The following is a 22001-nucleotide window of genomic DNA, read 5'->3' as shown; positions in this document are numbered from 1 at the left end:
AAATGTGTCACCAAGTCAATTCACTAAACACCATAACCAGATTTTTTTCACTTTCAGGAGCCAAAAGATAGGATAATGCGGGTGAAGACAATATTATAGAATTTTAGACATGTTCTCGGGCAATTAGGAGTGAATGACCGATTTCAGACCACAGAGACATATCGACATGATATATGTATCATGAAAAGTGAATCATGGACGCCAAATAGTGTCGAGTAAGAAGACAGGATAACCGCTTAGAGTTTTTCCAAACCAGAAAGACGAGTTATTTGCTAAGATCATGCCATTTTTCACAATTAGACACTCTGGTTGGTCAAGAATCAAAAGTTTTATACAATGGGGTAATTAATTTTATGAAAAAATGGATTTAAAAAAAAAAATTAAAATTTAAAAAGTTAAATGAAGTAATTGAAACCATGTATAAAAAAGATAAAAAAAGAAATTTTGGATTGATATTTTTTTCAATTTTCTTTTTTATGAGTTTTGTAACTGTGTTTTCAGGTATGCAATATGTGAATCAAAACTTGTTGAATCTCACGGTAAAATCTTCATTTGAAACTGAACCTAACGATAATTTAGGTGATGCCACATCAATTTCTAAATATACAAATGATTATGGATATCTTGATAATGATGATTGGTGGTCTATTGATCTAATATTGAATCAAAATGTAAGTATTATTTTCTATGTTGAAGAAGAAATTTGTCTATATGATATTCATTTATATCGAGAAGATGGAACTACTGAAGTAGGAATAAGAGAAATAGGTGATTTTTCTGCACATATTTATATAGAAAATATTCCTGCGACAGAAACTTATTATATATTGGTAGAATTTCTTGGGGGAACAGAAGATTATTACCATTTATACATAGATGATTATAAAGATGATGAATTTGAGAGTAATAGTGATTATTTAAATGCAAAATCAATTATTTTTGATACATACTATACAGATTTATATTGTTTAGATGATGATTATTATAAAATTGAGCTTCTTGAAAACTGGAATTTAACATTTTATTGCTTAAATTCTTATGAATATGCAAATTTGCAAATTGAGATTTTAGATGGTGATGGAGTAACAATTCTTAATTCTACACCTTTTCTTATAGATGATATTTATCAATACTCTCATATTATTGAATTAAAATCAATTCCAACTACAGGAACTTATTATATTCATATATTTTCTTCGGAAGGTAAATCAAGATATGATATGTATCCAGTGGTTGATGGCGATCAAATAGATACACCAGTTTTGCAATCCGTTTCAAAACGTTATAATGATAATGGAGATGTAATAATTACATGGTCTTCAATAGAAGAAGCTAGTATTTATTATATCTACCGTTCTCAATCTGAAATAACTTCTATCACCGGATTATTACCAATAGGCTTTACAGATGATTGGTTTAAAACACAATATATCGATAAAGTACCAGATGGAACTTATTATTATGTTATTGTAGCAGGAAATGGACTTATTAATTCAACTATTTCAAATTGTAAAAATATAACAATACAACAAATATTATTAAACAGACCAAATTTATATGAAATTGATCCAAATCCTGATTTAGATGGGGATATTACTTTAGTTTGGGACCTTATAACTGGGGAAGGTGAGATTGAGTACATTATATTCAGAAATACATCAATTATCGATTCTATATCAAATTTATCTCCAATAGGAACAACATCATATAATTTTTATCATGATATAGTATCTGTAGATGATACATATTATTACGTAGTAATTTCAACTAATAGCACTGTAAACTCATCAATATCTGATTGTGAACAAGTAGAAGTAACTCTTTCTGTGCCTAATCCGACAACGTTATCTACAATATCCCCTAATCCAGATAATGATGGGGATATTTACCTAACTTGGCAGATTATGCCAGAAGTTTCTAATTATCATATTTTTCGAGACACTTCAATCATTACAGATGTATCAAGTTCACTTCCTATTGCAACAGTGGATGATGATGAAAATGTTTTTATCGATATAGTACCTAGTGAAGATGAATACTATTATGTAATATGTGCAGAGAATATTAATGGAAACAGTAGCATTTCAAATTGTGAGCAAGTAGAGGTAATTTATGATATACCTTCAGCACCAATTGTAAATGAGATAAATCCAAATCCTAATTATGATGGGCTTATCTCACTATTTTGGAATGATCAAATTGATATTAATTACTATCATATTTTCAGAGAAATTTCAGAAATAGATGATATCTCAGGATTAACACCTTTAATCACTATAGGTGGAACAATAAATGAATATCATGATATTGTTTTTGAAAACCAGACATATTATTATGCAATTGTAGCAGAAAATTCTTATGGAAATAGCACAATATCTGAAAATCAAAGTGTAAATTGTATTATATATCCAATGTATGAATATACGGCATATAATAATACAGGATTTCAATGGATTGAACCTTTAAACCAAAAAGAAATTACCTTTGAAGATGGGGGAGAATATTTAGAGATTCTTCATTTTAATTTCACCTTATTTAACCGAGAAGTTTCATCACTCTATATTTCTTTACGTGGATATATTCGTGCTTTTGAATCAAAAATTAATGATTCCATATCTTCATTTCCATCAACTTCTGAAAATACAAGCTATGTAATTGCTCCATATTTATCTAATGTTGAAATAAGTGAAGACAGTAAGGTATTTGTAAATAGTCAAGATTCTTATATTGTAATTTCATGGATGAATTTTACTCTTGAATCCTCTAATATGATGATTGGTGATTTTCAAGCCATTATATGGGAAAATGGAGATATTTGTTTTAATTATAGATCAATAAATATATCAAATGAAGAATATATAATTGGACTGAATTATGGAAATAAATTATATGGTAATAATTTTAACGAAATTGAAGATATGGATGAAAATTATTCAATATTTTTCAAAATTAACAAAACTATTGTAAATGAAAAGCCAATTTTAAATAGTTATGAGGATATAATAATAGAATTCAATAATACTGACCGAATTTTAACTTGGTATGTTCAAGATAATTCAACTTTGAATCAATCGTATGAACTTTTCATAGATAATTCATCAGTAAATAATGATATAATTAACAATCCAGACTATTGGACAAATATTTTGCCAATATCACTTTCTCTTGAATCATTATCTATAGGATTGCATAACATTACAATAAAAGTATTTGATGGTTTAGGTGAAGAAATAAATGATACTTTGATGGTCAATGTAATTAATCTCGCTCCAACAGTATTTACTCCAAATAATGCAAGCTATGCATTTTTGTCTAATTTTAAAATTTCTTGGATTATTTCAGATAGTTACTGCCCTTCAGGCACATTCATCATATTTGAAAACGATATAATTATTTTGACAGGATCTTGGAATGAAGGACAAAATTCGATAAATATTTCATTATCTGGGATAATTGAAGGGGAAAATAATTATACACTGTATTTATCTGATGGTGCAGGTGGAGAACAATATAATTCTGTTTTTATTACGATACAACAAAATAACATACCCCAAATATCAGATCCTATGTATGATATGATTTCAACTAATATTATTTCTAATATTACATGGAGTATTACAGATCCAGAATTTGATTTGGACACAAAATTTACCATTTATGTTAATGGAACAGAATATAGTACTGGTTCATGGGAATCTGGAGATTCTATCATATTGAATGTAGACAATTGGGAATCAGGAACCTATGAAGTCAAAATTGTAATTGAAGATGGTTATGGTAAATCAAATGAAAAATCAATTATAATAACTATATTAGAAAATGAAGATAATAGTAATAACTTAACATATTTTATTATTGGTGGTGCTTCAGGGGTAATTGTTTTATCCTCGGTAGTTGTTCTAATAATATTAAAAAAAAAGAAAAAGTAAATCTTATTAAGACATACCTTTTTTTTTCTATTTAAATATAAATTAAGAATTTCTGAGCATTATTAACCAATCAAGATTTTTTTCTTAAATACCAATATCCTACACTAAACACAGTAATCAACCCAGAAAAGATGAGGAAATTAGGAGTCATTGAAAAACTCTCTTTTATAATGACAATAAACTGAATACAATACAAAATAGAGCCATCTCGTTCAATATTTAAGGCAATTATTCTGGAACCTGCATAAATAAATTCAAATTCCCACAAGAATTCTTCATATGAATGAGCTGCTAAAGAACTCAGATTTTGGGTGAAATAATTACTCTCTGCCAATTGAATAATAGAAACATTTCTTAAAACGATGTTTAAAGAAAGGGATTGATCATACGACTGCAAATTTTCGAGGGTTAAGGATAAAGAAACCAGACGTTTAGAGAAGGCTTGGATATATTGAGATGATGAATCAAAGGCGGGTAAATTTATATCGACAGGAGTTATAAAATCATCTTTCTTTGTTTGGAGTGTGATTTGCTTCCCATTTATGGAAGACAAATACCCCAACTCATTTCCAAAAGCCCCTTCCACAAATTTCAGCATAAAAGATTGCAAATTTGAATTTTCCGTGATTTTTCCAGAAACCATAACAAAAGGGCGATTATTAATGGGATCTAATTTAATATCAAAATCAGAAAGAGAATAAAATGGTTCTATCAATTGGGAGTATTTCCAATAGCCAGTATGGTTACTAAAATAAGTCAAATTAGAGAAACGAGTTAAATTGGAAATTAATTCAAGTTTTTTGAAGATCAAATGACAAGTATTTAAAGAATCAATCACCATGGAATATTTTATTTCAGAAAGGGGCACAGCAAAAGGTAGAATTTTGGAATTCCAAACAGTGTGATTTTTGTTCAAACTCCCTAATTCTAACATATATTCCGTATTATTAATGGATTGAATCCAGCTCACATGTAGTTGATTATTATTTCCCTTCGCAATTATTGGAGATAAATATTGAAGGGATGGCGTAGAATTTGATAATTGGATTGGATTCGAAAACCATCCTGTACGATTAGAAATGTAAGTGGTAGTGTTGGTAAGGATGGATTGAGTTTCATTGGTGGTAGAATTGATAATTGTAGTTTCATTTGTAAGTGAGCTAAATTTGTATGAAGTATAATTCTTTGTAAATGTGGTGTAAAACACATCCCAAATCGGCTCATCTGGGTATTGAGGATTGTTCCATAATCCTTCATAAACAATATGAATTGTTCCATTCGAATCAGAAACCATGGAAGGAGATGTTTCAATCAATGTAGAATCGAATTTAGATACGTTAACGCAGATTGATTTATTAACAAGATTTATATTAGAAATGCTGGGTTCACCAGATTGGGAGGAATTAATATAAACTGTTTGATTTATTACAGTGTGATTTAAGGTAGGATATTGGTAGATAAACGTTAAAGATTTATTTTGAGGACTAAATTCCGTGGAGGTTGCAAGATTGAAAAAGGAATCAGCCCCAAGATTGATTTCAGATGATAAAGTTTTATTATTTTTTGATATGAGGGCTTGGTCTTCCCAGAATCCTTTAGAATTTGTGAGGTAAGTAATATTCCCGAAAGAATCACCATAGGAAAGATGGATTTTGTCATTCAAATCAACTGAAAAATCAAAGGTCAATTGATGATTTGTATTTTCTAAGATTGTGTGTGGAATACTCCATTGATCATTATGTTTTACAGAATATTTCAAGGAATTTGTTCCAAGAAATCTCTCATAATATATGACATGAAGATTGCCGGTCGGCCCATACTGTATTTGAGTATCTTCGCCACCAGGTATTTCTTCCATATTAGGGAGAATAAGGGAACCTTTAGATGTTGATAAAGAATCAATGATTGTGATATAAGAACTCGAAGGAGTAAGACCTGCAAAGAGTATAATTCCAAAAATGGACAAAATTTTCATTGGAGTCTTTAATTTCATTAGATTGATCCTCTGGAAAAGAAAAAAATCATTTGGATGATAGGTGCAAATTTTTAAATTTGATATAAGGAACCTTAGAATTCATGACAGTGCGAGTTTCTTTTGAAATTGCATCAATATTTTTAAGCATTTCATAAATATTGCCAGAAACACTCCCTCCACGAATAGGACGAGTCATCTTCCCATTTTCAATCATATAAGCATTATCAATGGAAGCACCAAAATCACCCGTAATTGAATTCGGATGAATCCAAGGAAATTTAATTAGAAGGAGAGCTTTCTTTGAATTAGCAACAATTTCTTTTAAGGATTGATCGCCAGGGTTTACAACAAGATTATTAAACTCGATAGTCATATCTCCACCTTTTGAAGGTTTACGTTGAGCATTACCAGTTGAATATTCGTTTAATAAGGTAGCAAATTTTTGATCAAAGAGGAAATTTGTCATAACCCCATTCTCAATAATTGGAGTTCTTTGCTTTGGATTTCCTTCGGAATCCCATGCCGAAGTTCCGAGTCCACCTTCAATCAAACCGTCGTCGACTAATGTGAAATTTTCTGAGGCAACGATTTTATCTTTTTTGAAGCGGGAATAACGTTCAAACAAGGCTTGGGCTGAAGCAGAATATCCAACTGTCGCAAGCAAAGCGGATCGTACAATTGACGGAGCAAATATTACATCAATTGAAGGTTCATAGGGAGGAGGTGTGGCTCTCAGAGCATCACGAGCTCTTGAAGCCCATTCAGGGATGCGTTCTAAAAACTTTAAATCTTGAGCCGATTTGATATACCCACTTGGCCAATATTCTGCCATTCTTCCAGCTTTCATAGCTTTGAAAGAAAATTCATATCCAAAATTGGTACTTCGCTTTAATTTATGAAGTCCCGCGGAATTTACCAACATTTTTTGTTTTCTATATGTTCGAAGAGTTCCAAAATTTGGGACTGCTGGAATAAGCTCGGTTAATCCTTGGCGTAATTCCAGTGATTTTTCATTTAAGAATTCTTCTGGATGGTACCAAACATTTTTATCGAAGGTAACAGGGTTTGGATAGTTTTTACCTGGTGCCACTAAGTCATATTTTGGACCATTATTCATTTTTGCGATGGTTTGAGCATATTCAATGGCTTTTTGAATATCTTCAGATCGGATGGAATTTAATTGAACCACCCCTATACCCATGTTTTCAGGACCTTTATCTTCGAAAACTCGAATAAAATAAGATATATTATGGTAATTAGTTTGCTCAGCAATTGTAGTTTTCCGAAAATAGATCCCATTTACCCGTTCATCAAGTAAATATATATCATATTTTGGAATCCCTGCTTTGCTAATTTCTGACTTAACCAAATTTGCAACAGTTTCAATTGAGTTATATTTTGAATCCATTTCATTTTGTGACATCACAGTACCCTCCTTTATCCTGGACTTACAAATCCATTGGTGGATCGTATATAGACTCCACCAAAAGATATAGGCACCATTTCATTCAACCCTTTTCGACTATTCATCCCAATAAAATCAACGGGTCCTTTTGAGACAGCATCTACAGCCATGAGCATGTTTATCGCATCGCCCGATAATGATATACCCTTGACTCGATCTTTAATTTCACCATTTTCAATAACATAACCAGATTTTGAATTACAATGAATTGAACCATCAAAATCTTCCAAGCCGTGACTCGCTTTAACTAATAACAACCCATACTCCATTTCGGAAATGATTTCATCAATATCATAATCTCCAGGTTCGATAAAGGTATTTGAATTCCGGGGAAAAATCGGATGCATGAAACTTTGTCTTCGTCCATTTCCATGAAGATCACCTTCCATCCCTAATAGACTCGCAGTCATCCGAGAATGAAGAAAATTTTTTAATATACCTTTTTCTATTAGTGGTGTTTTTTGACACAACACACCCTCATCATCAAAGAAATAATTACCATAGATTCCATCTATTGGTTTATCGGTGATACTCAAAATTTCTGAAGCCACTTGTTTTTGATAATGATTTTTCCAAACACTGCGTTCTTCATAAATAGCATCTCCCTGGACACCATGACCAAAAACAGCATGAGAGAGAAATCCAGAAACACTTGGATCTAGCACAACGGGCATTTTTCCCGTTGGAGGTAACGGAGCTTGAGCCAATTCGATCGAAGATTTAACCAAATCAGAGAGAAGAGCATGATTGATTGCATTTAGAACTTCAAATCCACCTTGACCACTGACAAAATGATAATCAGAATCACTCCTTCCATCTACTTTTACAAGAGGAGCAAGATAGGTGGAAATTCGAGGAATTTTTTGGCGTAAAATACTTCCTTCTGTATTCACAAAAATTCTCTCTTGAATCGAATCTTGATACCGGATAACCGAATTTTGAACGCGATCATCAATCTTCTTTAGAGTATCATAAACATTATTGATTTTAGATAATTTATCAGAAAGAGCCATCTGAGTGAAATCAATATTCATCGGGACATCTCTATCAATTTCATGCTTTGGATAAGAAACAAGTTCAATTGTTGATTTCTTCTCAATATTACTTAACAATTTTGCTACATTTTCCTTTAATTTTGAAATACCAGTTGCGGCAGTGGAAAGTTCATAATAGCGTTCACCATTATAAATTCTAAAGACAAATCCTCTTGTTTTCAAATTAGCATTAACTTTTTCTCCAGAACGAGATTTTGAAACAGTTAAAGAAGATGTAGTGTCAAAAAGGATATCGCTGTAATATTTTGAAGGTATAGAATTAACAATTTCTTGCATATTCTGAATAATATTTTCCCGATCTTCAAACCTCACATCTATCACTTTTTAAAGTATTTTTCTCCCTTATTAGTTTTATCCCGAATTGGTTTCCTAATCTAATAATTTTGTAAACCATTCGATTTTTTATAGGATCTAAAAAAACTTAAGTTAGTGACAGTTGATTCATATTGGGAAATTAATACCAAGATTAATAGACCTCAATACACAGAAACAATTGTAGAAGTCAGATTTAAGCGCTACCAGAAACAAAAATCTCAGAAGGGATATTCATGACCACATTAGATAAATATCGCGATTACCAGAAAAGAACTAGAAAAAAATCAGCGCGTAGATCTCACAAAAAAACATCGCGAACCAAAAAAGATGGTTTCATTTTTTCTATTGCAGGCGTTCACGGTGTGGGTAAAACAACAATATATAACATTTTAAGTAAAACATTCAAAGATTTTACAAATATCAAATTATATCCTGAACGTCTTCGAGCAGTTCCACCGGTTCCTTTTGGATCAAAAAATAAACAAACCGCTTTTCGGGCAGAAATTCACTATAATCAACAAATGATTGAGCGGAATAGATTAGTTTCGAAATTCATCAAAAACCATCGGGAAAATATTGCTATTCTCGATCGAAGTCCACTCTCCACGTTAATTTATGCCAGAGCACTTTCATTGCCAAAAATTGATTATGATTTAATTGATGATACTTATAGATCCGTTTCTTGGTTAGATGAATGTGTTATCTACTTAGAAGCTGAACCGAAAACAGTTATGAGCAGAATTTATAAACGTGGATCCTTAGATAAAGAACGGCAAAAATGGAATGAAGATGATTATCAATATTTACTCAGAGTTTTAAAGAAATATGAAGAAATCTTTAAAGAATTCAAACTTCAGAAAAGTAATAAATTCTTTCGTATCTGGACAGAAAATAAAACCCCTCAAGACGTTGTAGGTGAAATATTTAAGATAATTGAACAAAAATCAGGCCTACAATTGAAAAAAAAAGTCAATATACCAATCAATCAATCTAAATTGACCAATTGGTGTGACTAATCATTAATGATAACATAATTTAGTCCATAATTCCGAACGAAAAACTCAAAACATCATTGATTTCTTCAAGTGGAACTGTGAGATAGTGTGCTATTGGGTATATACCCTTGTATCTTTGTGGAGATTGAATTTTTTGATCATGACTTGGACGTAAGATTTGCATATTCGTAATCCCTTGCAGATAGGAATAAAATTCATCTGATTCTGATTTAAAACCTAATTCTTCACTTGTCATTTTGTATGCATTTTTGATTTCAGAAAATGGAATGTAATATTGATCTTTCTTCTGAAAATAATTTACAATATACTCCAAAAATAGACGTTCTTCAATTCCAGTATCAACAATATAATCTGCCAAGGACAAAGAATCTAAATGAAAACTATCAAAATGATATTGACTTATCCCTCGCAAATCATCTGAAAAAATTTGGCCCCTTCCTTGCATGTAAGGATGAATTTCTTTCAAATAATTAATGCAGGATCCTGGAACTTGCAGATCAAAATCAGAAACATAATCAACAATCATATTTATAGACTCCACTTCGAGAGAATTATGAAATGCCATAGTACTTCGATCTTGGGTTATTTTTTTTAATTCCGAAGTGTTGTAATCGTCCATTTGTATACGGTGTTGTAATCCCTCATATTGTTTGAAAGAATATTTTTGAATTCCAGTATTAATGGAAGTAATAATTTGCAAATTTTTAGTGCTTTTAGCAAAAGCAAAGAATTTTGAAATAATTTGGGAGTCTATATACTCAATTTGTTGCAGATATAAAAGAATGGGAAGGGAAAATTTATTGATCAATATTTTGATTAAGTTCCATAATTTTCCAGGACTTAGACGAATGATTTCATCAATTTTCAAAGAATATTGTATTTCACGAGCGAGTTGCTCTAAAATCGCAAAGAAAACTTGTTCCAATTCCTTTTTCTCACAATCTATTTTGATTATAAGAAAATTTGGAGATTTCTTAGATGGTTCAATCCAAGCTATATTCCTATTTCTACGATTGAATTGATTTTTAATCAGACTTTTGAAAAACTGATTCACAAAAAGATTTTTACCTGTTCCTTTCAAACCATACATGTTTACATTTGTTGCATAATTATCTTCAACTGCATCCAAAAGCGTTCCCTTTAACAACTGAGTTTTATTCTCTCTAGCAACAAAAACATCTGGTACAAAATTGGGATCAAATAACGCACGACTGCCAACATAATTAATTTTGTCGGATGTTTTTGGAATGGCATTTCGTTTTTCAAAATAAGATGAGTTATTCTCTCTAAACATTGTTCTCGATTTTCTTTTGTAAGATTATATTTAAATGACGAGAATGAGAGGAATCCGAAAGTAAACAAAATTTTTTCTTGTTTGCCAAGGTAAAGTTTTATAGATAGAACAAGAACTTATTTATATATAGAATCAGATTTACTGAGTTGAATTCACAATGTCCATGGTTGAACCTGAAACGGCAAAAGCACTAATGAATGAAATCCAAAGAATTGAAAGTGGGACGGATCTTAAACGAGTTGCAGTTATAAGTCGAATTGGTATGAAAATCGCTACAGCAACGAGTGATGAAATGGATGCTGATGCAGAAACGGCCAGCAGCTCCGCATTGATTGATCTTGCAGAAAGATTGTGCACTTCAGTCGACAACGGAAGTTTGCGTGAAATATTAGTTAAATCCGATTCAGGTTTTGTTATATTACAATTTGTGAATAATGAATATATGCTTTTTGGAGGAATTGAAAACCCATTACGTGTTGGCTTTTATATGGAATATTTACGAAATGCAGCCCATAAATTTGCCTTCATTTTAGCGGGAAATCAAGTAACCGATGCCCTTAAAAAAGAAATTGAAGCAAATAGGGACCGAGATCAAAGAATTCAACAAGAAGCAAAAGCAAACTTATCTGAAAATTTTGAAATGGACAAAAGCACAAACCAAGATATGGCCGCTATGGAAGGAGTTTTAGATTTCCTTAAGGATTGGAGCGATGAAGATGTCGCAGTGAGTCCAAATGAAAATAATATCGTTGGAATTGATCAAGATATGATGTTTGATATGGATGATCTTGCACCAACTCCAATTACCAAAGATCAAATATCACAAGCTCAAACAGTTAATGACAATAATATGCTTGAAAACCAATTTTCAGAATCGGAAGATGATATATTGGGTGATATTGCAAAAATGGCTTCAGATATGCAACCCCCTAAACCCGATTCTGCGAAATTAGGCTATACAGAAGAAGAAAACTTGGACGATATTCTTGCAGCGCTAGACGGGATATCCGAGAGTTCCTTATCTTCGGATCCAACTTCAACTATACAACCTGAAAGCTCAGAAATCGCTACAGAAGAAAAAAGTATAAAACCTGTTGAGGAGAGTAATGAAGGTTTACCGGACGATATTTTAGCAGCCTTAGATGATATCGCAGACATGGTTGCAACTCCGAGCACTTCAGCGAAATCAAAAGAAAAGAAAAAAGATTTACCTTACGGAATTGTGATTTATGAGGGAGAAGTTCCACCAGTAGCTCTTGAAGATTATGTTTCTTTTGAAATAGGCTCTCTTGCCCCGAAAACCGAAGAATTTGACAGTGAAGCAAATGAGATTTATGTTACGGAACAAAAAATAATCCAAAAATCTGAACCCGCCACATTTGATGCATTTACTACTGAACTTAAAATCAAAGATGATGGAAGCCCTGATTTTAATGAAATTTCAAGCGAGTATGATGATTCAGATCTTAATATTGAAGAAGATGCAATGCTACAAGCTTTGGCAGAATTAGATTTAAGTTCAGAAGAAAAGAAAAAGAAAATGATATAGCAAATTAATTAGATTTGGATAATCTATTTTATTTTTTTTGCTAAATGAATAAGCAATTCTGAAATTTCAAAAAGGTTCAGATTTTCAACTAATTGAGATACTTCCAATCGGATTTTCTCTGGTGAATTATTCTCTTTTATTAAATCAAGAATTTGCATCTGATAATCATCCATATTTTCGAACAAAATTTCGATTTTATCAACTTCCCCTGTCAATTCAGCAATATCTTTGGGAAGTCTCCGCTCAATGGTTTGCAATAAAGAGGTTATAACTTCTCCTTTGGACAAGTTAAATATGGATGAAATGCGTTCAACTTCTTTAATACTCGCACTAATTGTTTTTGTGATATCATTTGACTTTATATAACCCGGTTTAAAGAAGAGATCAATAAAATCATTGTAAGCTTGTTCATGATTGTTGGGATCTAATTTTAGTTTGGCTCCATTCGAAAGTGTTAATTTTTCCATATTTATCTCCTATTATAGCTTATAATTCAAAACCCAATTCTTTGATATAATATTTTGCATTAAGAAAGATATAAATTTATTCATCCATATTCGAGATTTTTAAATGCTAAATTCCAAACAACCAGAAAAAATACGAGTTTCTACTGGAAGTGCCGCAGTTTTAGGATTAAAAAGGCTAAAAATGGACACACCACCGACAACCTGCTACTTGATGACATATACTGAAGAATATTGTATCGGTAAATGTAGTTTTTGTCCTCAAGGTCACACTCCCACATTACAAAGTACTGAACAATTATCACGCATTCAATGGCCAGATTTTAATTGGGAGGATTTTATCCAACAATTGAAAGTTAATCAAAGTCATGAAAGCGATAACAAATTTAGAAGGATTTGCATTCAAGTGTTAAATTATAAAGGATTTTATGATGATGTACGATCTATCGTAAAAATAATCCATATGCACTTTCCCACTTTAGCCATTTCTGCAGCAATCCCCCCAGTTCCTCCGATAAAGTTAAAAGAACTTAAAGATTCGGGCCTTGAAAGGATCGGAATTGCATTGGATGCATGTTATGAAGAACTTTTTGATGATATTAAAGGAAAAAACATACATGGACCCTATTCATGGAAGAAACACTGGGAAGCTTTAAGCAGTTCTTTGAAAATCTTTGGTCTTGGAAATGCAACGACTCATTTTATTGTGGGTTTAGGAGAAACGGAGCAAGATATGATCCAAAGTATTAAGAATGTTGTAGAAAAAGACATTTTACCTGGTATTTTTCTATTTACACCCGTCAAAGGAACACCCATGGAAAATGCCCCTCGACCCTTAATGACTCATTTCAGGCATATTCAATTATGCAGATATCTTCTTTTAAACAATATAGATAATTATGACCGATTTAGATTTTCAAATGATGGAAGACTCTCAAAAATTAAGTCCCTAACCAAAGATGAATTAACTCACATCATTCAACTAAATACAGCTTTTAAAACAGCAGGATGTCCTGATTGTAATCGACCATATTATACATCCAGACCAGGAGAAGAACAAGATGGGTACCCGAGAGATTTAACAACCCAAGAATGTTTACTCATTTATAATGAATTGGATTCCCTATTGGATATTTGAGATGATTGAAATGAAGAAATGGCGATATATTCCTTTCGAAACAAATAACGGTCCAAAAAACATGGCAATAGATGAAATGCTATTAGAACGTGTTATTAAAGGAGAATCTCCAAATTTATTGCGCTTTTATAAGTGGAATCCTTCCACCGCTACTATCGGTTTGCACCAATCTTTGAATGCAGAAATTAATTTAAATTCTGCAAAACAGAATAATGTGGATATTGTTCGAAGAATAACTGGTGGAGGCGCAGTTTTACATGATTCAACCGGAGAAATCACTTATTCTGTAATTTGTAAACTTAAAGATATCCCAGAATTAAAAAATTCACCCCGAGAATATGATTCATCAATTCCTTTACGGTATCAAGTGATTTTAGAATCATTAGCATCAGGATTAGAAGAAATGGGTGTTAGTATTGATGTTGGAAAGATACATTGTCCAGCATTATTAACTCAAGGAAAAAAGATCTCAGGGAATGCTCAAACGATCCGTAATGGAACATTATTACAACATGGCACAATTTTATTATCCGTAGAACCAGAATTTATGTATCAAATATTGAAGGCTCCCGTGGGAGTAACTTATACGAAAATGGTTCAATCAGTAAGATCCAAAGTCATTGGAATCTGTCAAAATAATGAGAATAATACCGATATAAATAATCTTAGCGAACGTGAAATTGTTGATAAACTTAAAGCGGGATTTCAACACATTTTTGGAATCGAATTTCAAACAGAACCCCTTACTAAGAAAGAAAACCTGGAAGCAGAAAATTTAGCAAAAAATAAGTACGCATCTAAAAAATGGTTAGAAAAATATCTGTGAAATATGAACAATAAAATAAACAATGAGGATTAACAAAATGGCTGAATTAGGAATACTCGAACAATATTATTCAAAATATATTAACCAAACATTCACTTGGGCAGATGCGCGAAAATTATTAAAGGAACCTTCGGATTTAGACTGGGATGGATTTTTTAATAAGATTGGAAACTATCGATTTAACCAGCTAAAAGAGAAAAAAATTCTAAAGGCGTATACTCCAGGAAAAAACTTTCCAGCAATTTCAGTAACAGGGACAGATTGTGAGCTAAATTGCGAGCATTGCGATAAAAAATATTTAGGAAGTATGATACAAGCAGGTACAGAATCAGATTTAATTGTGAATTTAAATTCAAAGGTTGAAAAAGGTGCCATTGGAGCTTTAATCTCAGGAGGATGCACTTCAACGGGTAAAGTGCCAATATTAAAATATGATTCACTTCTTAAGGATTTTAAAGAAAATAATCCATTCTATCTTAATTCTCATGTGGGATTAGTGTCTCAACCAGAAGCCTTTGCTTTGAAGGAATGTGGAATTGACAATGTTTCTTTTGATATGATTTTAGATCAAAAATCGATTTCTGAACTTTTTCATTTACAAAATACTGTGGAAGATTATATTTCGAGTTATAATGCTTTATTAACCGCCAATCTTCGAGTTACGCCCCATATTTTAATAGGTGCCCGATTTGGCAAGATTGCAAGAGAATTAGATGTTTTGAAATTACTCGCGGCAAATAATCCAAAATTACTCGTATTTATCGCCATGATTCCTCCAAGGAAAGAGGGGATTATGGACTCACGATTTCATTTATTAACCCCAAGTGAAATTTCACGAATTATTTTTATTGCTAAGATTTTTTTGCCCCAGAGTTCATTTTCGTTAGGCTGTATGCGACCAAAGGGCAAATGGAGTAAAGAATTAGAGCGATGGGCGATTCAAGCCGGAGCATCAAGAATGGAGATTCCAAGTCAAGCCACATTAAAATGGGCCAGATCCGAAGAATTTCTAATCACTTATTTCGGAGCATGTTGTGCCATTAGTGAAGAATTTGAACCATACGCAGAGGCTTTCGATATTCGCGGAAATTTAAAAAACCCAGCCAAGCTTCCCAAAAAAAAATTGAACCATAAAACATGATTACATATTTCTTCATTTTTCATGTAAAAACCACTACTATACTTTCACAAATTTATTTAAGTAATATTTTTTTTTTGATCAATAGTTAATGGTAAAAGCGAAAAAGAAGAAATTACAAGATTTATATTATGATGGTGCAGATAAAATAGAATTTGCATTAGAATCAATGTATAAGACAATCGTGGCATTATGTGAGGGAAACGCGTCACAAATGGAATCTTATGCACAAGATACTATCTTAGCAGAAAAAAAGTCGGATCAAATTCATGATCAAATTATTGATCGCCTTTTTTCACGCGAATCCTTAGTATTTTCGAGAGAAGATAGATTATTTTTAATTAGCCAAATGGATGAAGTTGTTGATAAAGCAGAAGATGTTGTCCGAAGAGGTACAATCTATTTTCCAACGTTAGTTCCTCCGAAATTAATCCCCCGATTAATTTCTATATGTGAAAAGGGAAAAATAATTGGCACTTTATTAAAAAAAGCCATCAAAGCCGTTTTTACTGACTTTAATGAAGCTTCGAATTATCTAAATTTGATCGAAAAAAATCGTAGAGAAGCAAAACGCGATGATCTATATGTGTTAAAAATTTTGTATGATTTAAATTTAGGGACTCGAAATTTTATGTATTTCGATCGTTTGATTCATAATATTATGAAAACTATTGATACAGCCAATACTTTTGCAGATGGAATCCATCGACTTATTGTCAAATATCAACTTTGAAAAATTGTAGGAGATAAAAAGAAGTGGATTGGTTAACATATTGTTTAATTATCTTCGCAATTATTCTTACCTTCGGAATAGGCGCGCAAGATGAGAGTATGGCGACAGTGTATGGTAGTGGTTCATTAACCTTAAAATTTGCAATTATTTTGGGGGGAATTTTATCATTTTTAGGAGTAATTTTTCTTTCTTCAAAGGTCGGGGAAACGATTGGAGCGGATTTATTGGGGGAAGATGTCGATTACAATTCCAATATGATTTTTGCAATTTTAGCAGGAACATCTTTTTGGTTACTCATTGCTTCCAAAACAAGTGTTCCAATTTCAACAACTCACTCAGTCGTGGGTTCGGTTTTCGGAATAAGCTTTATTTGGGCAATTGCTGAAAAAAAAAACTACTTCAGTAGTATAAATTGGATAAATATGGGGAAAATAACCATAGGATGGGTACTTTCTCCATTATTAGGTTTTTTAGGAGCAATGATGGGACAATTTATAATTAATAGAATAATGAAAAATCGAAATGATAGTTTGCTTCAAGTTGAAAAAAACGAAACGATTTTTCGTTATTTAATCATATTATTTGCTTGTATTAATCAATTTAGTCGCGGAGGAAATGATTCCGGTAATGCCATAGGTATTTTCTATGGACTTGTGAGATCAAGTAAAATTGATGTTTCCCAAATGAATATTCTTATTATAGTTGCGGGTTGCGCTTTTGCACTAGGGTTAATGTTAATAGGAAGAAACCTGATAAAAAATGTTGGAACGACAGCAGGGCAATTAAGACCCAGTGAAGCTTTAGCAGTTGAAGCTGCAACGGCAATTATTATTCTAGCTGCAACACTTTTAGGTCTCCCAGTTTCTGGAGGACATATCCTTATTTTTGCATTAATCGGATCAGCAAGAATGAAAGGTGAACATCCAGACAAGAGGTCTTTTAAAAGGATGGTTAATAGCTGGATAGTTACTTTCCCTATTGCGGCTTTATTTTCCGCAACATTTTATGGCATAATTCTTTTTTTCACTTAAGATGGCATATATTTTTCTTGAAAAAAAAAAATTTTTAACTTCATATTTGATTGGATGTAAATTCAACGAAAATTTTTCCCTCCTTTTTTCGGAAAGAATCATAAGGAAACTATTAAAAATGCCATGAAAAAAATACTATGTAGATTTAAAATTTTGAATAATTCAAAATTAGTCAATTAATAATCTAAAGTGAAAAAAATGACGAGGGAAGAATACGGTACTAATAAATTAATCATAAGATATGACGATCCTACAAATTTGGTAGATTTATTCGAAAATACAGTAAAAAAATATCCAAAAAATTTATGTATTGGCGAAAAAGATGAGAATGGAGATTTTCAGTGGGTCACATATGAAGAGTTAGCTTCACGAGTTGATAATTTGCGAGGTGGACTTGCCAATTTAGAAATTCTGAAGAAAGATGATTCTATCGGTATTATTGCAGATAATCGAGCAGAATGGGCAATATGTGCTTTTGCAACTTATGGATTAAATTGTCGATGGATTCCAATGTATGAGAAAGAATTATTGCAAACATGGAAGTATATTATTGAAGATAGTTCGATAAAAGTATTATTTGTGTCTAAACAGGATATTTATAACCAAGTAAGGGTATTTATAGATGAAATCCCAACTTTAGAACAAATTTTCGTGATTGATGGAACAGGAGATAATAGCATGGCCAATTTAGAAAAAATAGGTAAAAAGGCACCTGTTGAATCAAAAAAACCCGATGTACATGACATTGCAGGTTTAATTTATACTTCAGGGACAACTGGAGATCCAAAAGGTGTATTACTTAGCCATGGTAATTTTACAAGCAATGCTCAAGCAGGTTATAGAATTTATCCGAACTTAACTGTAACGGCACGAGCATTAAGCATTCTACCTTGGGCACATTCCTATGCACAAACAGCAGAACTATATAATTTCTTTCAATTTGGGGGAAGCATTGGGATTACCAGCGTTGACACAATGAGCGCAGATTTACAAAAAGCAAATCCAACCCATCTAATGTGTGTTCCAAGACTATTCAATAAGATTTATGATGGTATTCATAAAGTTATGGAAGAAGAAGGCGGCATAAAGAAGAAATTATTTGATGCCGCAAAAATGGCAGCTCAAAAGAAACGAGAAACTGGAAAATCGAGCTTGAAATTCAAAGTTTTAGATAAACTAGTCTTTAGTAAAGTAAGAGCAAGATTTGGAACCAGAATGATTGAATCTCTGACAGCGAGTGCAAAAACGGAGAGAGAAATTGCAAATTTCTTCTATGATATTGGATTACCCATCTACGATTGCTATGGTATGACAGAAACAAGCCCAGCAATTACCATGAATACTAAATCTGCACACAAATTGGGAAGTGTTGGGAAACCGATTGAAAAAGTAAAAATAGTTATTGATAAATCGGTTGTGGAAGAAGGGGCAAAAGATGGAGAAATTTTGGTATACGGCCCAAATATCATGCATGGATATCACAATAAACCAGAACAAACCGCAGCCATCATGGTTGAAGATGAAAATGGAAATAAAGGAGTTCGGACAGGAGATCGAGGGAGAATTGACGAAGATGGTTTCCTGTTTATTACAGGGAGAATTAAAAATGAATATAAGCTTTTGAATGGTAAATATGTGCATCCGGCATCTATCGAACAATATATCAAGTTACTTCCTTGGGTAGCCAATGTTATGCTATATGGAGATGGTCGAGCCTATAATGTCTGCTTGATTGTTTTAGACCGAGAATACCTCGCCCATTATAAAAAGCAAGAAAATCTCCCAGAAGATGTTGACACTCTTATGAATAGCCCGAAAATTCGAGAAATGGTCAAAGAAGAAATAAAAACTCACATGAAAGGCAAATTTGGGGGTTATGAGATTCCCAAAAAGTTCCAATTTCTTGCGGAAGATTTCACTCTTGAAAATGGGATGTTAACCCAGACAATGAAATTGAAACGGAAAAACGTTCTGCAAAAATATCAAAGCATGATTAATACTATGTATGATACAGACGCATACTAAATTTTCAACTTTTTTTTGATTTTGAATTCTTCTTTTCTTTTCATTTACTATCACGAGTTAATTCCAAATAAAGGCTTATAAGTAACTTTATTCAAATAAGATATGCATTAATTGTTGAAAATAATAACTCCAATTAAGAGGGAGTTCATTTTTAGTAAAAATGGCAAATATTATGATCAAAACATTACAAAGGAATTGAAAATAAAAAATGACCTTAGAAGAATTTAATAAAAATATCGCCATTATGCGGTATGATGAACCCGTTAATTTAGTCGATGTATTCGAACAATCCGCAAAAAAATTTCCGAACCGAAAATACATTGGAGAAAAAGATGCAAATGGAGAATATCAGTGGATTACATATCATCAGACGGCGAATCGAATAGACAATTTGCGCAGTGGAATCGCCAGTTTAGGGATAATTAACGAAGGAGATGCGATTGGGATCATCCGTAGCAATTGTAAAGAGTGGGCAATCTGTGCGAATGCAACCTATGGATTGAATTGCAAATGGATTCCCATGTATGAGAAAGAATTACCTCAAATATGGAAGTATATCATTAAGGATGCGGAAATCAAGATCCTTTTTGTCTCCAATAAGGAAATTTATGAACAAGTTAAAACTTTTCAAGATGAAATCTCAACTCTGGAGAAGATTTTTGTAATTGATGGTAACGATGAAAATTCGATGGCTGCTTTAGAGAAAAAAGGAGAAACTCAAATAATTCAATCGAAAAAACCTTCCCATTCAGATGTGGCAGCTCTGATTTATACTTCTGGCACCACTGGTGATCCTAAAGGAGTAATTCTCACTCATGGAAATTTCACTAGCAATTGTCAAGCAGGAAGAAATGGAGTTCCTCATTTAAACGAGACGGCGAGAGCACTTAGCATTCTACCTTGGGCACACAGTTATGCCTTTACTGCAGAATTGAATACTTTTACACTCTTAGGTGCAAGTATAGGAATAACATCAGTTGAATCAATGAGTGAAGATTTAACTAAAGCAAATCCCACCACATTGATATGCGTTCCCCGACTTTTCAATAAAATTTACGATGGAATCCATGTCTTAATGGATAAAGAAGGAGGCATAAAGAAAAAACTATTCTATGCTGCAAAAGCAGCAGCAAAGAAAAAACGAGAAACAGGTAAGTCAAGTTTGAAATTAAAGGTACTTGATAAGCTCGTCTTTAGCAAGGTGCGGGCACGATTTGGAACACGATTACTCGAATCTTTAACCGCAAGTGCAAAAACAGAACTTGAAATTGCAAATTTCTTCTATGATATTGGATTACCAATATACGATTGTTATGGGATGACCGAAACTGCTCCAGCAATTACATTAAATCTCCCAGTTGTTCACCGTTTGGGAAGTGTGGGAGTACCAATAGAAAAAGTAAAGGTAGTAATTGATACAAGTATGGTAGGGGAAGGTTCTGAAGATGGAGAAATCATTGCATATGGTCCAAACATTATGCAAGGATATCATAATAAACCAGAACAAACCGCTGCCGTAATGGTGGAAGATGAAAACGGAATAAAAGGAGTCCGAACAGGAGACTTAGGCCATCTTGATAAAGACGGATTTTTATATATTACCGGTCGAATCAAAAATGAATTCAAATTGCAAAATGGAAAATATGTTCATCCAGCAGCAATAGAACAATACATCAAACTCCTTCCCTGGGTGGCAAATATTATGATCTATGGGGATGGAAAACCCTATAATGTAGCTCTTGTGGTTCCCGATATGGCTGTTGCCCAACGATATGCTGAAACCATGAAATTGTCCACTTCACCGGAATTATTAATTCAAAAACCAGAAATTCAAGAATTAATAGGCAAAGAAATTCGAGCCCATTTGAAGGGTAAATTTGGAGGGTATGAAATTCCCCGGAAATTTGTCTTTTTAACCGAAGATTTTTCCCTTGAGAATGGAATGCTGACCCAAACCATGAAACTTAAACGAAGGGCAGTCCTTCAAAAATATCAAGGCTCCATCAATTCGCTTTATGATGAAGATGCGATGTAGGTTTCAAAAATTT

The 22001-nt window shown here is 32.6% G+C and carries 16 protein-coding genes; 11 read left to right on the top strand and 5 right to left on the bottom strand.

Features of this window, described 5'->3' with window-relative positions:
- Window positions 1-476 precede the first annotated feature (476 nt).
- Window positions 477-3929 carry a hypothetical protein gene (locus NEF87_RS22510; RefSeq protein ID WP_457917598.1) on the top strand — a complete coding sequence of 1151 codons (3453 nt, stop codon included), beginning with the start codon at window positions 477-479 and terminating at the stop codon, window positions 3927-3929.
- 70 nt (window positions 3930-3999) lie between these two features.
- Here NEF87_RS22510 and NEF87_RS22505 read toward each other — a convergent pair whose 3' ends face one another.
- The 3 genes from NEF87_RS22505 to NEF87_RS22495 are packed head-to-tail and all read right to left on the bottom strand — an operon-like array spanning window position 4000 to window position 8736.
- Window positions 4000-5922, bottom strand: coding sequence for a hypothetical protein (locus tag NEF87_RS22505; RefSeq protein WP_457917597.1), 1923 nt, complete (start codon window positions 5920-5922; stop codon window positions 4000-4002).
- A gap of 28 nt (window positions 5923-5950) precedes the next feature.
- Complete coding sequence (locus NEF87_RS22500; protein ID WP_457917596.1) at window positions 5951-7327, bottom strand: TldD/PmbA family protein; 1377 nt, start codon at window positions 7325-7327, stop codon at window positions 5951-5953.
- A 14-nt stretch (window positions 7328-7341) separates the two neighbouring features.
- On the bottom strand, window positions 7342-8736 hold the full coding sequence (locus NEF87_RS22495; protein ID WP_457917595.1) for a TldD/PmbA family protein: 1395 nt from the start codon (window positions 8734-8736) through the stop codon (window positions 7342-7344).
- A 117-nt stretch (window positions 8737-8853) separates the two neighbouring features.
- Here NEF87_RS22495 and NEF87_RS22490 point away from each other — a divergent pair, with 117 nt between their 5' ends.
- Window positions 8854-8976, top strand: a complete 123-nt coding sequence (locus NEF87_RS22490; RefSeq protein ID WP_371803766.1) for a hypothetical protein — start codon at window positions 8854-8856, stop codon at window positions 8974-8976.
- Complete coding sequence (locus tag NEF87_RS22485) at window positions 8973-9755, top strand: deoxynucleoside kinase (protein WP_457917594.1); 783 nt, start codon at window positions 8973-8975, stop codon at window positions 9753-9755. Before NEF87_RS22490 ends, NEF87_RS22485 begins: the two co-directional genes overlap by 4 nt.
- Window positions 9756-9774: 19 nt before the next feature.
- Here the strand turns inward: NEF87_RS22485 and NEF87_RS22480 are convergent, their stop codons facing one another.
- A complete protein-coding gene (locus tag NEF87_RS22480) occupies window positions 9775-11049 on the bottom strand; it encodes a hypothetical protein (RefSeq protein WP_457917593.1) in 1275 nt (424 codons plus the stop codon).
- Between the two features lie 157 nt (window positions 11050-11206).
- Here NEF87_RS22480 and NEF87_RS22475 point away from each other — a divergent pair, with 157 nt between their 5' ends.
- Window positions 11207-12598, top strand: a complete 1392-nt coding sequence (locus tag NEF87_RS22475; protein ID WP_457917592.1) for a roadblock/LC7 domain-containing protein — start codon at window positions 11207-11209, stop codon at window positions 12596-12598.
- 23 nt (window positions 12599-12621) lie between these two features.
- On the opposite strand, the gene NEF87_RS22470 is transcribed toward NEF87_RS22475, so the two are convergent.
- Window positions 12622-13065 (bottom strand): hypothetical protein, encoded by a 444-nt coding sequence (locus NEF87_RS22470; protein ID WP_371803762.1) that lies wholly within the window; start codon window positions 13063-13065, stop codon window positions 12622-12624.
- 103 nt (window positions 13066-13168) lie between these two features.
- Between NEF87_RS22470 and NEF87_RS22465 the strand changes: the two genes are divergently transcribed.
- The 7 genes from NEF87_RS22465 to NEF87_RS22435 all read left to right on the top strand — a co-directional run bounded on the left by NEF87_RS22465 (window position 13169) and on the right by NEF87_RS22435 (window position 21988).
- The gene (locus NEF87_RS22465; RefSeq protein ID WP_457917591.1) at window positions 13169-14200 is read left to right on the top strand and encodes a radical SAM protein; all 1032 of its coding nucleotides are present in this window, start codon (window positions 13169-13171) and stop codon (window positions 14198-14200) included.
- Entirely contained in the window at window positions 14172-15026 is an 855-nt protein-coding gene (locus tag NEF87_RS22460) for a lipoate--protein ligase family protein (RefSeq protein WP_457917590.1), read from the top strand. Before NEF87_RS22465 ends, NEF87_RS22460 begins: the two co-directional genes overlap by 29 nt.
- 37 nt (window positions 15027-15063) lie before the next feature.
- Window positions 15064-16167: a hypothetical protein gene (locus NEF87_RS22455; protein ID WP_457917589.1), complete on the top strand. Its 1104-nt coding sequence runs from the start codon at window positions 15064-15066 to the stop codon at window positions 16165-16167.
- A gap of 88 nt (window positions 16168-16255) precedes the next feature.
- Window positions 16256-16897 carry a DUF47 domain-containing protein gene (locus NEF87_RS22450; protein WP_371803758.1) on the top strand — a complete coding sequence of 214 codons (642 nt, stop codon included), beginning with the start codon at window positions 16256-16258 and terminating at the stop codon, window positions 16895-16897.
- Window positions 16898-16920: 23 nt separating this feature from the next.
- A complete protein-coding gene (locus NEF87_RS22445; protein WP_457917588.1) occupies window positions 16921-17928 on the top strand; it encodes an inorganic phosphate transporter in 1008 nt (335 codons plus the stop codon).
- A gap of 198 nt (window positions 17929-18126) precedes the next feature.
- On the top strand, window positions 18127-19953 hold the full coding sequence (locus NEF87_RS22440; protein ID WP_457917587.1) for an AMP-dependent synthetase/ligase: 1827 nt from the start codon (window positions 18127-18129) through the stop codon (window positions 19951-19953).
- A gap of 208 nt (window positions 19954-20161) precedes the next feature.
- Entirely contained in the window at window positions 20162-21988 is a 1827-nt protein-coding gene (locus NEF87_RS22435; protein WP_457917586.1) for an AMP-dependent synthetase/ligase, read from the top strand.
- The last annotated feature ends 13 nt before the right edge of the window (window positions 21989-22001 follow it).

It is taken from the genome of Candidatus Lokiarchaeum ossiferum (genome assembly GCA_025839675.1).
GTDB classification, from domain to species: domain Archaea; phylum Asgardarchaeota; class Lokiarchaeia; order Sigyniarchaeales; family Promethearchaeaceae; genus Lokiarchaeum; species Lokiarchaeum ossiferum.
Note: the sequence above shows the minus strand (reverse complement) of the source record. Positions and strands in the feature narration are given on the sequence as shown.

Coding starts and splice junctions, on each gene's coding strand:
- NEF87_RS22465 (WP_457917591.1), top strand. CDS start 13,169: ATGCTAAATTCCAAACAACCAGAAAAAATACGAGTTTCTACTGGAAGT.
- NEF87_RS22485 (WP_457917594.1), top strand. CDS start 8,973: ATGACCACATTAGATAAATATCGCGATTACCAGAAAAGAACTAGAAAA.
- NEF87_RS22480 (WP_457917593.1), bottom strand. CDS start 11,049: ATGTTTAGAGAGAATAACTCATCTTATTTTGAAAAACGAAATGCCATT.
- NEF87_RS22450 (WP_371803758.1), top strand. CDS start 16,256: ATGGTAAAAGCGAAAAAGAAGAAATTACAAGATTTATATTATGATGGT.
- NEF87_RS22510 (WP_457917598.1), top strand. CDS start 477: ATGAGTTTTGTAACTGTGTTTTCAGGTATGCAATATGTGAATCAAAAC.
- NEF87_RS22460 (WP_457917590.1), top strand. CDS start 14,172: ATGAATTGGATTCCCTATTGGATATTTGAGATGATTGAAATGAAGAAA.
- NEF87_RS22440 (WP_457917587.1), top strand. CDS start 18,127: ATGACGAGGGAAGAATACGGTACTAATAAATTAATCATAAGATATGAC.
- NEF87_RS22500 (WP_457917596.1), bottom strand. CDS start 7,327: ATGTCACAAAATGAAATGGATTCAAAATATAACTCAATTGAAACTGTT.
- NEF87_RS22505 (WP_457917597.1), bottom strand. CDS start 5,922: ATGAAATTAAAGACTCCAATGAAAATTTTGTCCATTTTTGGAATTATA.
- NEF87_RS22470 (WP_371803762.1), bottom strand. CDS start 13,065: ATGGAAAAATTAACACTTTCGAATGGAGCCAAACTAAAATTAGATCCC.
- NEF87_RS22435 (WP_457917586.1), top strand. CDS start 20,162: ATGACCTTAGAAGAATTTAATAAAAATATCGCCATTATGCGGTATGAT.
- NEF87_RS22475 (WP_457917592.1), top strand. CDS start 11,207: ATGTCCATGGTTGAACCTGAAACGGCAAAAGCACTAATGAATGAAATC.
- NEF87_RS22455 (WP_457917589.1), top strand. CDS start 15,064: ATGGCTGAATTAGGAATACTCGAACAATATTATTCAAAATATATTAAC.